The organism is Nonomuraea sp. NPDC049655, assembly GCF_044465465.1.
GTDB lineage: Bacteria > Actinomycetota > Actinomycetes > Streptosporangiales > Streptosporangiaceae > Nonomuraea.
The window spans coordinates 1,008,512-1,022,173 of sequence record NZ_JBITLS010000001.1; the positions used below are offsets into that span (position 1 = coordinate 1,008,512).

At 74.0% G+C, this 13,662-nt stretch carries 12 protein-coding genes; 3 read left to right on the forward strand and 9 right to left on the reverse strand.

Annotated elements, in window-relative coordinates; genetic code table 11:
- Nucleotides 1-4: 4 nt before the first annotated feature.
- From ACIBQ6_RS04645 to zwf, 6 genes are all read right to left on the reverse strand, one after another.
- Complete coding sequence (locus ACIBQ6_RS04645; RefSeq protein WP_397210254.1) at nucleotides 5-1,141, reverse strand: cytochrome P450; 1,137 nt, start codon at nucleotides 1,139-1,141, stop codon at nucleotides 5-7.
- A gap of 212 nt (nucleotides 1,142-1,353) precedes the next feature.
- Nucleotides 1,354-2,136 (reverse strand): IclR family transcriptional regulator, encoded by a 783-nt coding sequence (locus ACIBQ6_RS04650; protein ID WP_397210256.1) that lies wholly within the window; start codon nucleotides 2,134-2,136, stop codon nucleotides 1,354-1,356.
- A gap of 660 nt (nucleotides 2,137-2,796) precedes the next feature.
- Nucleotides 2,797-3,411 carry a bifunctional 4-hydroxy-2-oxoglutarate aldolase/2-dehydro-3-deoxy-phosphogluconate aldolase gene (eda, locus tag ACIBQ6_RS04655; RefSeq protein ID WP_352351613.1) on the reverse strand — a complete coding sequence of 205 codons (615 nt, stop codon included), beginning with the start codon at nucleotides 3,409-3,411 and terminating at the stop codon, nucleotides 2,797-2,799.
- Between the two features lie 58 nt (nucleotides 3,412-3,469).
- Nucleotides 3,470-4,435, reverse strand: a complete 966-nt coding sequence (gene glk / locus ACIBQ6_RS04660; RefSeq protein WP_397210258.1) for a glucokinase — start codon at nucleotides 4,433-4,435, stop codon at nucleotides 3,470-3,472.
- Nucleotides 4,436-4,523: 88 nt separating this feature from the next.
- A complete protein-coding gene (gene edd / locus ACIBQ6_RS04665) occupies nucleotides 4,524-6,476 on the reverse strand; it encodes a phosphogluconate dehydratase (protein WP_397210260.1) in 1,953 nt (650 codons plus the stop codon).
- Nucleotides 6,473-7,951, reverse strand: a complete 1,479-nt coding sequence (gene zwf / locus ACIBQ6_RS04670) for a glucose-6-phosphate dehydrogenase (protein ID WP_397210261.1) — start codon at nucleotides 7,949-7,951, stop codon at nucleotides 6,473-6,475. Before zwf ends, edd begins: the two co-directional genes overlap by 4 nt.
- Nucleotides 7,952-8,091: 140 nt before the next feature.
- Here zwf and ACIBQ6_RS04675 point away from each other — a divergent pair, with 140 nt between their 5' ends.
- On the forward strand, nucleotides 8,092-9,303 hold the full coding sequence (locus tag ACIBQ6_RS04675; protein WP_358292888.1) for an ROK family transcriptional regulator: 1,212 nt from the start codon (nucleotides 8,092-8,094) through the stop codon (nucleotides 9,301-9,303).
- Here the strand turns inward: ACIBQ6_RS04675 and ACIBQ6_RS04680 are convergent.
- Nucleotides 9,300-10,874: an ATP-binding cassette domain-containing protein gene (locus ACIBQ6_RS04680; RefSeq protein WP_397210262.1), complete on the reverse strand. Its 1,575-nt coding sequence runs from the start codon at nucleotides 10,872-10,874 to the stop codon at nucleotides 9,300-9,302. The genes ACIBQ6_RS04675 and ACIBQ6_RS04680 overlap by 4 nt on opposite strands.
- Nucleotides 10,875-10,926: 52 nt before the next feature.
- Between ACIBQ6_RS04680 and ACIBQ6_RS04685 the strand changes: the two genes are divergently transcribed.
- Nucleotides 10,927-11,553 carry a TetR/AcrR family transcriptional regulator C-terminal domain-containing protein gene (locus ACIBQ6_RS04685; RefSeq protein WP_364333598.1) on the forward strand — a complete coding sequence of 209 codons (627 nt, stop codon included), beginning with the start codon at nucleotides 10,927-10,929 and terminating at the stop codon, nucleotides 11,551-11,553.
- A 49-nt stretch (nucleotides 11,554-11,602) separates the two neighbouring features.
- On the opposite strand, the gene ACIBQ6_RS04690 is transcribed toward ACIBQ6_RS04685, so the two are convergent.
- Together ACIBQ6_RS04690 and ACIBQ6_RS04695 are read right to left on the reverse strand one after the other, a co-directional pair.
- The gene (locus ACIBQ6_RS04690) at nucleotides 11,603-12,199 is read right to left on the reverse strand and encodes a hypothetical protein (RefSeq protein WP_397210264.1); all 597 of its coding nucleotides are present in this window, start codon (nucleotides 12,197-12,199) and stop codon (nucleotides 11,603-11,605) included.
- A gap of 79 nt (nucleotides 12,200-12,278) precedes the next feature.
- Nucleotides 12,279-12,980: a DUF2470 domain-containing protein gene (locus ACIBQ6_RS04695; protein ID WP_397210266.1), complete on the reverse strand. Its 702-nt coding sequence runs from the start codon at nucleotides 12,978-12,980 to the stop codon at nucleotides 12,279-12,281.
- Between the two features lie 67 nt (nucleotides 12,981-13,047).
- On the opposite strand from ACIBQ6_RS04695, the gene rpsD reads away from it, so the two are divergent.
- On the forward strand, nucleotides 13,048-13,662 hold the full coding sequence (gene rpsD, locus ACIBQ6_RS04700; protein WP_358293658.1) for a 30S ribosomal protein S4: 615 nt from the start codon (nucleotides 13,048-13,050) through the stop codon (nucleotides 13,660-13,662).

Genomic DNA, 13,662 nt, shown 5'->3' on the forward strand with positions numbered 1-13,662 from the left:
CCGGTCAGCTCTGGCCCGGACGCCGCTTCAGCGGGCGCATCGTCACCCGCAGGCGGGCGGCGTTGAGCGTCTGGGGCAGCGGGCGGTGCGGGGACAGCGGCCGGCCGGTCGCCTTCGGGCGGGCCGAGGCCAGGATCCCGCCCAGGAAGGCCGTGCCGACGCCCAGCATCAGGTGCACGCCGTCGCAGCGCGGCAGGGCCCACCATTCGCCGGCGGCGGTGCCGTCGAGCCAGATCTCGGGGGCGAAGGAATCGGCGTAGTGCAGGCGGGGGCTGCGCTGGTGGGGGGCGAACGGGAGGATCACGTGGGTGCCGGCGGGCACCGGGACGCCGTACCAGTCGGTCTCCTCGGTGGTGAGGCGGGACAGGGCCGGGACCGGCGGCCACAGGCGCAGGCCCTCGCGCAGGCAGGCGCGCAGGTAGTCGGGGTCGGCGCGGGCGCACTTGCGCTGGACGGGGTAGGTGGCCAGCAGGGCGAGGGTGCGCATGAGGCTGGCGGCGGTCACGCTGAAGCCGAGCAGCCAGAACGCCGCCTGCCGCAGGCCGCGCGCCTCCGGCCCGCTGGTCTCGGCGAGCAGACCGGCGAGGGTGCCGGGCTCGGCGCGGCGCAGGTGGTCGAGGATGCGGGCGTCGTAGCGGCCGGAAAGGATCTCCTGACGGCGTCTGGCCCGCCCCCTGCCTGCCCGTCTGACCTGGGCGAGCAGGGCGCTCAGCTCCTCGTCGCCGGCCGCGCCCGCGCCGTAGACGCACCGCCGCGCCACCCGTTGCCAGCACGACTCCAGCCGGGCGTAGTCGATGACGCCGTCCGTCAGCGCGGCCGCCTCCTGCCGGGCCACCTCCGCGAACGCCGGCCGCAGCACGTCGTAGGGCAGGCCGGCGGCCCGTTCGCGCACGGTGGGGACGAAGGCGGGCTCGGACAACACGCGTTCGGCGTCCCGCTGGGACAGCACCACCAGCGCTGTGCGGCGCGGGCCGCGGACGAGCACCGGACGGCCGCCGTACCGGACGTGCAGGCCGGTCAGCAGGGAGCGGGAGCGCAGCAGGTCGAGGCCGGCCGTCGCGTGCGGCGTGCCCGCCGGCAGGAGGGCGCCGGCCAGGCGCAGGGTCTCCAGCACCGTGGCCCTGTGCAGGCCTCTAGGCACGCGTGGCCTCCCCGTCTCCGGCCGGCGCCCGCGTGCCTCGGGTCGTCCGGGCCTGATCCGGCGGGGTCGCGGGCGCCTCCTTGGTGGCCGGGACGGGAAGGAGATCCATGGGGTCATGCGATCGCCCGTCCGCCGGGTGCGCAAGCGGGGGTCTCGCTGGGCGGAACGTTTTCGGGACGCGTCCCGTGGAGCGTTCCAGGGGCCGGAACACGTCAGGCCACCACCAGCGCGGCCGAGATCGCCTGGGCCGCGCCGCGTACGGTGAGGCCCAGCCGGGCCAGCGGCGCGGACGGGCCCGGCGCCGCCACCCCCACCGACATGCACACGCCGCCGCCCGGCCCGAACACCGGCGCGGCCACGCACGACACGCCCTCGGTGTACTCCTCCTGGGCGTAGGCCACGCCGTACCGGCGGACCTGGGCCAGCTCCCGCTCCAGCGTGGCCACGCCGGTGATCGTGCGGCTGGTCAGCCGCTCGAAGCCGCCCCGCCCGAGCACCTCCTCGCGCAGCCCGGTGTCGAAGGCCAGCAGCGCCTTGCCGGTCGCCGTGCAGTGCAGCGGCGCCAGGTCGGTGCCGTCGGAGCGGGACCGGACGCGGTCGTGGCCGTACAGGCGCTCGACGTAGCGGGCCTCCAGGCCGGCGGTCACGGCCAGGTTGACGGTCTGGCGGGTGGTCTCCTGCAGGCAGAGCAGGTACGGCAGCACCACCCGCCGCGACCCGGGGATGCGGTTGCGGGCGATGCCGGCCATCGTCTCCAGCTGCCGGCCGGGCAGGTAGCCGGTGCCCACCCGCCGGGCCAGCTCGCGCGCGCACAACACGCCCAGGATCCGGTGGGCCGTGGACTTGGGCAGGCCCGTGCTCCGGCTGAGCTGGGCCAGGCTGACCGGCCGGGGCGCGGCGCTCAGCGCCAGGAGGATGTCGATGCCCCGCTCCAGGCTCCCGATCGGCGTCACCGGGCGCGTGAGGTGTTCCTGACGGGCCGTTTCCAGCGGCATGGTGCTCCCTTTCGCTCTCCGAGGAGCGGATGGGGCTTCCCGGGGCTACGGCTTGGCATTCCTTGCCCTACCCCGCCGTCACACGTCCGAATACCGGTTCGGCGCAGGCTGATGATCTCCGAGTGTCCGGAAAGGGCCAGTTCGGCGGGGGTTTTGGGAGAAGGGTCCAGAGTTGCGGCATATGCGCCCACCGGCCGCGCGCCGCCGTTGACGCGTGCCTGTGCTGCCGGTGCATCGGCGGGACGGACCGCCGGTGCGAGCGCCCGGCAGTGTGCAGCGCCTGCGTGCAGCGGGGCGGCGGAGAGGCGGGGCGGCGGGAGGGCGGGGCGGCGGGAAGGCGGGGCATTCTGGGGCGACGCCGCCCCGGCTGCGACGCCTGCTGGACGCGGTCGGCCGGAGGCGCTGAGATCGCCCACCGCACCTGCGTGGAAGGCGTCGAGGAGTGCGCGTACTGCCGGTACGGGTGGAGCGTCACCGCCCAGGGCGACGCGTGCCCGCACGCGGCCGCCGTCCACGAGGACCGCCGCACGCGATCACCGTCCAGAAGGGCCGCAACACGCGCGCGCCCGTTCCCGAGTGAGAGAAGGCGCGGCGACGCCAAGGCCCGTCGCCCGGGAACGAGCGCAGGAAAGCACAGGGCCGCCGTGGCGGCCCTGGAAGCTACCGGGGCAGTGCCGCCGCGGCGGCGGCGAGCTTCTCCACGCGGGCCCAGTCGCCCGCGGCCAGCGCGTCGGCGGGGGTGAGCCAGCTGCCGCCCACGCAGCCCACGTTCGGCAGCCGCAGGTAGTCGGCGGCGCTCTCGGCCCGGATCCCGCCGGTCGGGCAGAAACGCACGTCCGGCAGCGGCCCGGCCAGCGACTTCAGGTACGCGACGCCGCCCGCCGCCTCGGCCGGGAAGAACTTCAGCTCCTTGATGCCGCGCTCGGCCAGCGCCATCACCTCCGAGACGGTCGCCGCGCCCGGCAGGTACGGCACGCCGCTGGACTCCAGGGCCTCCACCAGCGACAACGTCGTGCCCGGCGAGACCAGGAACCGGGAACCGGCCGCCACGGCCGCCGAGATGTCGGCGGTGGTGCGGATCGTGCCCGCGCCGACCGTGGCCCCCGGCACCTCAGCGGCGATCCGCTCGATCGCTCCGAGCGCGGCCGGCGTGCGCAGCGTCACCTCGATGACGGGCAGCCCGCCCGCCACGAGAGCCTCGGCCATCGGCACGGCGGTCGCCACGTCGTCGATCACCACGACGGGGATCACGGGGGCGAGGTCGAGCAAGCTCATCAGAGTCTTCTCCTCATCGGCCGGGGTCACGGCCGTCTAGTGGTGATCAGGGTGGGCCTCAGCCCACGAGTTCGGTGGTGGCCCGCGCGCGCAGCCAGGCGGCCGCGCCGGTGAGCGCCGGCTGGGGCGCGACGATCAGCGTGGTGGCGATCGCCTCCAGGTATCCGGGCATGTCGGGGTTGCCGACGAACCGGGCACGGAAACCGCTGGTCCGCACCCGTTCCACGATACGGGGCAGCACTCCGCCGCCCAGGTAGACCCCACCTCTGGCGCCCAGGGTGAGCGCCACGTTCCCGGCGAAGCTGCCCAGCATCTCGCAGAACACCTCGACGGTCTCCGCGCAGAGCGAGTCGTCGAGCCGGGCCACGATGTCGGAGGCGTTCAGGTCGGGCGCGGTCACGCCGTTGACCTTGGCCAGCGCCCGGTGCAGGCGTACCAGGCCGGGGCCGGACAGCAGGTGCTCGGCCACGACGTGCGGCAGCCCCTCGGCCTGCAGCACCCGGACGATCTCCAGCTCGCGCCGGTCGATCACCGGCACCGTGACGTGCCCGCCCTCGCCCGGGACGGGCGTCCAGCCCCGGTCCGTGGGCACGAGCCCGCCGACGCCGAGCCCGGTCCCGGGGCCCAGCACGGCCTTGACGCCCTGGGAGGGCTCGGGGCCGCCCAGGGACACCAGGTCGGGGCCCTCCAGGTGGGGCAGCGACACGGCCAGGGCCTCGAAGTCGTTGAGCAGCACCGCGTACGGGATGCCCAGGTCGCGTACGGACCCGGCCCACGCCGAGTTGGTCAGCCGGTAGCGGTCGCCGTCGATCGGCCCGGCCAGCGCCAGGCACGCCGCACCCGGCCGCGCCCCGCCCGCGTGCTCGGCGAGATAGGCGTCGACGGCGTCGGGCAGCGTGGGGTAGGCGGAGCCGGCCAGCACCGCGACGTTCGACGGCCGGGCCTGCGGCGAGGTGACCAGCCCGAACCGGGCGTTGGTCCCCCCGATGTCGGCGACCAGCCAGGGAAGGTCAAAGGCACTCATCCCACACCTCCGATGCTCACGCCTCCGATGCCCACGACGACGGGGCCGAGATCGCACGCCGTCGTCACCGGAAGGATGCCACGGACGCTCACCGGCCCAGCCCGGCGGCCCGCGTGCCCACGGGCGCGCCGCTCTCCAGGTGCGAGGCGCCCGCCTCGGCGGGGAAGCCCAGCCCGGGGCCGTGGTGCGGCGACTCGGCGCCGCTCACCCCGAAGATCCCGGCGCCCTGCTCGGCGTGCCCGGCCATGCGGCGGAACGTGGCGAACAGCTCGCGTCCCGTGCCGACCCACTCCGCGTCGCTCAGCGGCCGGCCCTCGGGCGTGCGCCGGGCCAGCTCCTCGGCGGGCACCAGCAGCTCCAGCGTCCCGGCGGCCGAGTCGAGCCTGATCACGTCGCCCTCGCGGACGATCGCGATCGGCCCGCCGTCGGCGGCCTCGGGCGACAGGTGGATGGCCGCGGGCACCTTGCCCGACGCGCCCGACATGCGGCCGTCGGTGACGATCGCCACCCGCTGCCCGCGGTCGAGCAGCACCGCCATCGGCGGCGTGAGCTTGTGCAGCTCGGGCATGCCGTTGGCGCTGGGGCCCTGGTAGCGGATGACGGCCACGAAGTCCTGCCCGTCCAGCTCGCCGGCCTCGAAGGCGCGCAGCAGGTCGAGCTGGTCGTCGAACACCTTGGCCGGGGCCTCGATCACCAGGTGCTCGGGCTTGACCGCCGACACCTTGCTGACGGCCCGGCCGAGGTTGCCCTCGACCATGTGGATCCCGCCGTCGGCCGAGAACGGCTCGGCGACCGGGCGCAGCACGTCGCGGTCCTTGCTGCCGCCCGTGACCGGCTCCCAGACCAGCTCGCCGTCCACCAGCGAGGGCGCCTCGCGGTAGCGGTCGAGGCCGGGGCCGGCGACGGTCAGCACGTCGCCGTGGAGCAGGCCCTCGTCCAGCAGGTCGCCGATGAGCACCTGCATGCCGCCGGCGTCGCGGAAGTGGTTCACGTCCGCCTGGCCGTTGGGGTAGATCTTGGTCAGCGACGGCACGACGCGCGACAGGCAGGCCAGGTCGTCCCAGGTCAGCACGATGCCCGCGGCGGCGGCCATGGCGACCAGGTGCAGCGTGTGGTTGGTCGAGCCGCCGGTGGCCAGCAGCGCCACGCAGGCGTTCACGATCGACTTCTCGTCCACCAGCTCGCCGATCGGCGTGTACTCCGGGCCGTGCGCGGTGATCTCCACCGCGCGGCGGCCGGCCGCCTCGGTCAGGGCGTGCCGCAGCTCGGTGTGCGGGTTGACGAACGTCGAGCCGGGCAGGTGCAGGCCCATGACCTCCATCAGCGCCTGGTTGGAGTTGGCGGTGCCGTAGAAGGTGCAGGTGCCGGGGGAGTGGTAGGACTCGGCCTCGGCGTCCAGCAGCTCCGCCCGTCCGACCTTGCCCTCGGCGAAGAGCTGGCGGGTGCGCGCCTTGACCTTGTTCGGCAGGCCGGAGGTCATCGGCCCGGCCGGCACGAAGATCGCCGGCAGGTGCCCGAAGTGCAGCGCCCCGATGAACAGGCCAGGCACGATCTTGTCGCAGACGCCCAGCAGCAGCGACGAGTCGAACATGTCGTGCGACAGCGCGATGGCGGCCGCCATGGCGATCACGTCGCGGCTGTAGAGGGACAGCTCCATGCCGGCGCGGCCCTGCGTGATGCCGTCGCACATCGCGGGCACGCCGCCGGCGACCTGCGCCACGCCGCCCGCCCTGCGCACCGCCGCCTTCAGCTCGGGCGGGTAGGTCTCGTACGGCTGGTGAGCGGAGAGCATGTCGTTGTAGCTGGTGACGATCGCCACGCCGGGCTTTGCGGCGCTCCCGGCACCGCGCAAGATCAGCTTGTCCTCGTCGGAGGCGGCGGCGAAGCCGTGCGCCAGGTTCGCGCAGCCCAGGTGGGCGCGCGCCGGGCCCTTGGCCCGCGCCGCCTCGCCGTCGCGCCGGATCCGCGCCAGGTAGGCGGTACGGCTGGCCGCGCTGCGCTCGGCGATCCGATCGGTGATCTCCTGGATGACGGAATTCACAGGTCTTCCTCCTCGTGCCAGGCGCGACCGCTGCGGCCGAGCAGTTCGTGGGCCCCGGCGGGGCCGGTGGTTCCTGCGGGGTAGGGCTCGGGCAGGTCGGCGGAGGACTCCCAGGCCGCCAGGATCGGATCGATCCAGCGCCAGGCCGCCTCCACCTCGTCACGCCGCATGAACAGCGTCGGGTTGCCCGCCAGCACGTCGGTCAGCAGCCGCTCGTAGGCCTCCGGCACCCGGGCGGTGAACGTCTTGCCGAAGCTGAGCGACAGCGGCACCGGCTTCAGCGTCACCTCGCCGGCGCCCGGCTCCTTGGCCATGATGTGCAGCTCGATGCCCTCCTCGGGCTGCAGCCGCAGCACCAGGCGGTTCGGCGTGCCGCCGGGGAAGATGGAGTGCGGCACGTCCTTGAACTGCACCACGATCTCCGACCGCCGGTACGGCATGCGCTTGCCGGTCCGCAGGTAGAACGGCACCCCCGCCCAGCGCCAGTTCTTGATCTCGGCCCGGATCGCGGTGAACGTCTCCACCCGCCGCGAGGCCTCGGTCGTCGGCGTGGAGGCGGGCTCGTCCAGGTAGGACGGCATGCCGCCGGCCTCGGTGTACTGGCCGCGCACGGTGAACCGGTCCACCTCGGTCCCCACGATCGGCCGCAGCGACTGCAGCACCTTGACCTTCTCGTCCCGGATGGACTCGCGGTCGTTGCGCGACGGCGGCTCCATCGCGGTCAGCGTGAGCAGCTGGAGCAGGTGGTTCTGCACCATGTCGCGCAGCGCGCCCGCGTGGTCGTAGTAGCCGCGCCGTCCCGGCGTGCCGACGGTCTCGGCGGCGGTGATCTGGACGTGGTCGATCCACAACGAGTTCCAGATCGGCTCCAGGAAGGCGTTGGCGAAGCGCAGCACCAGCAGGTTCTGCACCGTCTCCTTGCCCAGGTAGTGGTCGATGCGGAAGATCTGGCGCTCGTCGAAGATGGCGCCGACCTCGTCGTTGATCCGCTGGGCGCTGGGCAGGTCGCGGCCGAGCGGCTTCTCCAGCACCACCCGCGACAGCGGGGTGACCAGGCCGGCCTCCTCCAACTCGCGGCAGAAGGGGCCGAACGTCATCGGCGGGCTGGCCAGGTAGAACACCCGGTCGCGCTGCTCGTGACCGGCCAGCAGCCTGGTCAGCGCGCCCCAGCCCGACTTGTCCTCGCCGCCGACGTCCACCGAGACGTGGTTCAGGCGGCCCAGGAAGCGCTGCCAGACGGCGGGGTCGTCCACGGGGACCTGGTCGCGTACCTCGGCGTCCACCTTGCCGCGGAAGTCGGCGTCGGTCAGCCCGCCCCGGGACATGGCGATGACGCGGGTCTCGGGGGACAGCCGGCCGTCCCTGTCGCTGTGGTAGAGCGCCGGGATCAGCTTGCGCATGGACAGGTCGCCGGTGCCGCCGAAGACGACGAGATCGGCGGTATGAGCGGGGCTGGCGGTCGAGAGGGGGGACAAGGCGAAGCTCCGTTGATCTACCAAGCAAGGACAGAACGGACACTAACGAGAGTTTGGGTCGTGCACAAGCAGGGTTTTGGTATCTGAGATGAAAAAGTCTTCACTTTTCATTACCGAAGCCCATGTGATTCACTTGGCCGATGCCTCGACGTACCGCCGCGACCCTCGCCACGAGTGGCGAGGTGCTCCGCCTCATCCGCACGGGTGAGGCCGTCACGCGCGCCGACCTCGGCCGCGTGACCGGTCTGTCGCGCCCGGCGGTGCAACTGCGCGTCGGCGAGCTGCTCGACCGCGGCCTGGTCGTCGAGCGCACCGACGCCCCCTCGACCGGCGGGCGGCCGCCGGTCCGGCTGGAGTTCAACGCCGGGGGCGGCGTCGTCCTGGTCGCCGCGCTGGGCGCGAGCCGCACCCGGGTCGCGATCTGCGACCTGGCCGGGCGCGAGCTGGCCGGCCGCGACTTCTTCATCGACGTCGAGCAGGGCCCCGACGTCGTGCTCCCGCTGCTCATGGACACCTGGGACGAGCTGCTCGGCGACCGCCCCGGCTCCTGCGTCAGGGGCGTCGGCATGGGCGTGCCCGCCACCGTCGAGTTCGCCCAGGGCCGCACCGAGAGCGCCCGGGTGATGGCCTCCTGGACCGGCGTGGTCATCCCGCCGATCATCCGCGAGCGGTTCCCCGTGCCGGTGCTCGTCGACAACGACGTCAACGTGCTGGCCATCGGCGAGCACCGCGGCGCCTACCCCGACCTCGGCGACCTGATGTTCGTGAAGGTCTCCACCCGCATCGGCGCGGGCGTGATCGCCGGCGGCGAGATCCTGCGCGGCGCGCTCGGCGCGGCCGGCGAGATCGGTCACATCCCCGTGCTCGACGGCGGCGGCGTGTTGTGCCGCTGCGGCAACACCGACTGCGTCGACTCCGTCGCCAGCGGCACCGCGCTGCTGCGCGACCTGCGCGAGGCGGGCAAGGACGTCGGCACCATCGCCGACGTGACCGCGCTGGTGCGCGCGGGCGACGCCGAGACGATGGCCATCGTGCGCACGGCCGGCCGCCGCATCGGCGAGGTGCTGGCCGGGGCGGTCAACATCCTCAACCCCTCGGTCGTGGTGCTCGGCGGCGACATGGCCGAGGCGTTCGGCCCGCTGGTGTCGAGCATCCGCGAGGTCGTCTACCGCCGCTCCACCGCCCTGGCTACCCGGCGGCTGCGCATCGAGCCGAGCCGGCTCGGCGCGGGCGCGGGCATCAGCGGCTGCGCGGTGATGGTGCTCGACCACGTGCTCTCGCCCGAGGCGGTCGACGAGACGATGACCGTCTCGACGCTGCGCCGCGAGCGCGGCCTGGCCGGCGCCGGCTAGAGGTCCCAGCGAGGTTCGGGGCTCTCCCGCACCACGCCGTCCGCGCCGAAGATCAGGTGGCGGTCCAGGTCGTCGGCGAACCAGCGGTCGTGCGTGACCGCCAGCACCGTTCCCGCGAAGCCGTTCAGGCCCTCCTGCAACGCCTGCGCGCTGGCCAGGTCGAGATTGTCGGTCGGCTCGTCGAGCAGCAGCAGTGTCGCCCCCGACAGCTCCAGCAGCAGGATCTGCAGCCGCGCCTGCTGGCCGCCGGACAACGTCTCGAACCGCTGCCCGCCGGCCGGCGCCAGCTCGTAGCGGGCCAGCGCGGCCATGGCGTCGTTCCTGGTCAGCGCGAACGTCTCCGTCACCAGCTCGCCGATGGGCCGTCCGTGCAGGTCGGGCCGCAGGTGGGTCTGCGCGAAGTGGCCGGGGACGACGCGGGCGCCCAGCCGGGCCACGCCGGTGTGCGCGACGGGCTCGCCGGCCAACAGGCGCAGGAAGTGGCTCTTGCCGGTGCCGTTCAGGCCGAGCACGCCGACCCGCTCGCCGTAGGCCACCTCGGCCGAGAACGGCCGCACCAGCCCGGTCAGCTCCAGGTTCTCGCACGTCACGGCCCGTTTCCCGGTACGCCCGCCGCGCAGCCGCATCCGTACGTTCTGCTCCTTCGGCGGCCGGCTCGGCGGCCCCGCCCGCTCGAAGCGCTCCAGCCGGGACACCGCCGACCGGTAGGCCCCCGCCAGCGCGTCGTTGTTCGCCGACCGCTGCCGCAGCACGTGCACCAGCCGGCGCAGCCGGGCCCGCTCGTCCTCCCAGCGCCGCCGCCGCTCCTCCAGGCGCTCGCCACGCCGCCTGCGGGCCTCGGCGTAACCGGCGAAGCCGCCGCCGTGCACCCACACCTCGCGGCCCTCGACGGTGACGATGCGGTCGGCCGCCTCGGCCAGCAGCCGCCGGTCGTGCGAGACCAGCAGCACGGTCTTGGCCGAGCTCCTGATCGCCCGCTCCAGCCACTGCTTGGCCGGCACGTCGAGGTAGTTGTCCGGCTCGTCGAGCAGCAGGATCTCGTCGGGGCCGCGCAGCAGCGCCGCCAGCATGAGCCGTTTCTGCTCGCCGCCGGACAGCGTGGCCAGGCTCCGGCCGGCGACCTGCTCGTACGGCAGCCCGAGCGCCTCGGTCGCGCACGCGTCCCACACCACCTCCAGCTCGTAGCCGCCCGCGTCGGCGTAGTCGGCGACGGCCTGGGCGTAGGCGAGCTGCCGGGGCTCGTCGTCGCGCAGCCCGATCGCGGCCTCGGCGCGGGCCAGCTCGGCCGCGGCCGCCCGGACCCGCGCGGGCGCGACGCCCAGCAGCAGGTCGCGCACGCTGCCGGTGCCGAGGAACTGCCGCATCACCCCGACGCCGCCGCCGGTGGTGACGCGCCCGTCGTCGGGCCGCAGGTCGCCCGCGATCAGCCGGAGCAGCGTCGTCTTGCCCGCGCCGTTGGGGCCGACCAGCGCCGCCTTGGCGCCGTCGCCCACCTTGAACGACGCCTCCAGCAGCAGCGGACGCCCGTCCGGCAGCAGGTACGTCAAGCCGCTCACCTCGATATGACCCATGTTCCATTACTAGACCATCGATCCGGTTCGCGTACACCGTATTATCCGTCGGATGGACAACGTTTGGGTTCGCCCCCGCAAGGACGCCAAGCCGAGGCTGACGCTCGACCGGATCGTCACCGAGGCCGTCGCGCTGCTCGACGAGGAGGGCGTGGCCGGGCTGACCATGCGCCGCCTGGCCGAACGCCTCGACACGGGCTCGACCACCCTCTACTGGCACGTCCGGACCAAGGAGGACGTCCTGGACCTGGCGCTCGACGCCGTCTTCGGCGAGGTGCCGCTCCCCGGCGGGCACGACGACTGGCGGGCCGCCGCGCGCGACCTCATGGACGGCTGGCGCGCCGCCCTGCTGCGCCACCCCTGGTCGGCCACCATCCTCGACCGCCCGCTCATGGGCCCCCACGCCCTGGAGCGCACCGAGTTCCTCTACCGCACCCTGTCCGGGGCCGGCCTGGACGGCCCGCAGGCCGCCTACAGCCTGTCCAACTACGTCATGGGCTCGGTCATCATGCAGGTCACCTGGCAGCGCCGCGACCGGCTCGACACCGACGCGTTCCTGCGCGAGCGGGCCGCCAGCTACCCGGCGCTGGCCGAGCACGGCCTCGGCCACGACTGGGACGCCACCTTCGCCACGGGCCTCGGCTACCTGCTGCGCGGCATGACGCACGACGCCGGCTGAACCGCCCGCACACCGCCGTCGGCACCCGTCGCACACCGGCGACGGATGGTCATCTCCCGGGCTTGTGGGTCCTGGACGGGTGGCGGCCCGGCGGGGTGCCGTGCGGGTGCGACGGCGGAGTCGTCACCGGACCGGCGCTCCAGGACGGCGTCGGCGCAGGACTGGGACGAGAGCCCTGCGAGGGCGACGAGGACGGCGAGGGGGCCGGGGTCCTGCCGGGGGAGGTGACGACGGCGCCGGGGGTGGCGCCGGGGACGGCGCCGGACGTGGTCGAGCGCGGCTTACGCGTCCCCCGCCCGCCCTCGGGCCGGACGCCCTCAGGCGTGGAACCGGTCACGGCGGGCCCCGTGCGGACCCTGGTGGGCCGGGTCGTGGCGGTGGCGGTGGGGGTGAGGGGGGTGGCCGTGGCCTGTTCCGAACCCACGGCGACGGGCCCCGGCTCGCCGGAGGTCCGGCTCGCGTCGTGCGGCCAGTGCACCGGGTCGAGGCCGGGCGAGCTGAACGCGTCGCCCATCAGCGCCCCCGCCCCGGCCAGCATGAGCGTGCCGAGCAGCACCCCGGCCGCCATCAGCGCCCGCCCGCGCCGCGCGCCCCCCTCCGCCGGGGAGGAGGCGGTCCGCGTCGTCGATCGATGGGTTCCGCTCACGTACCCCGATGGTAGTGACGTGCGGGCACGGGTCGGCCCATGGCGGACGTCCAGCGGGGAAATTCAGCGTCAATCGTGATCAACAGCCGCACAGCAGCCCGCGCAGCGCCGTCTCCAGGCACAGCCCGGACCGGGCGGGAACCGGCCACGGGAAGCGCACCAGCGACTCGTCCACGCGCACGGTGGCGCCGTACCGGTCGAGCTCCCACAACCACACCTCACCGGGCTCCTCGCCGAGCTGCCTGGCCACGCCCGCGGCGAGCTGCGGCCGGTGGGAGTCGTTGACGTGCGCGATCACCCGTTCGGCCGTCTCGGTGAGCGGGTCGGGGGCCGCGCCGAGGTAGTCGTCGGCGTCCAGCAGGCCGGACTCCTGGCCGGTCAGGTAGACGACCTGGGCCACGTCCAGGCGCAGCAGGCGCGGGGCGTCGGGACGGCCGTACCGCTCCAGGGCGTCGAACAGGCCCTCGTCGGCGCTGTGCGCGGCCACCGCCACCGCCGCGGAGCGGGCCTGCGACTCCGGCACGGCCTCCGCCCATCCGTGCACCTCGATCATCGCCCGCGGGTGTGTCACCGCGCCGAGCTGCCGCATGGCCGTCAGGTTCACCGCGACCACGGCGTCCTCGCGCAACCCGTGCAGCGGTTCGCCGGGCCGGACCAGCAGCACCGGGCGGCCGCTCTCGTCCACGCCGCCCCGGGCGGGGGAACAGGCGCCGTCCACCGTGAGCTTGGCCAGGGTCGAGGTCGAGGCGAGAGTACGGATCCGCTCGGCGAGGGGCAACATTGAGATCACATCCACTGGTAGGTTAGCCTTACCTAAGTAAGGATTACCTAACCACATCGAGGTGAACGTGCGCTACACCGGCCCGAAGGTGCGACTGTCGCGTCGCGCGGGCGTCCCGCTGACCAGGAAAGCCGTCCGCTACTTCGAGCAGCGCCCCTACCCGCCGGGCGAGCACGGCCGCAAGACCAACCGCCGCACCACCGGCGACTACGGGCTGCGGCTGATGGAGAAGCAGAAGCTGCGCTGGTACTACGACGTGTCGGAGCGGCAGCTGCGCCGCTACTGGGACCTGGCGGTGCGCAAGCCGGGCGCCTCGGGCGCCGAGCTGGTCGCCATCCTGGAGACCCGCCTGGCCTCCCTGGTGCTGCGGGCCGGCCTGGCCCCGTCGATCTACGCCGCCCGCCAGTACGTCAACCACGGCCACATCGCCGTGGACGGCCGCAAGGTGGACATCCCCAGCTACCTGGTCAAACCCGGCCAGGTCATCACCGTGCGGGAGCGCTCGCGCCGGATGCAGCCCTTCGTGGCCGCCGCCGAGGGCGTGCACGCCGACGAGCGCGTCGCGCCCTACCTGTCGGTCGACCACGCCGAGCTGCGCGTCACCCTCCTGCACCGGCCCGAGCGCGAGCAGATCGCGGTCCCCGTGGACGAGCAGCTCGTGGTGGAGTTCTATTCTCGTTAG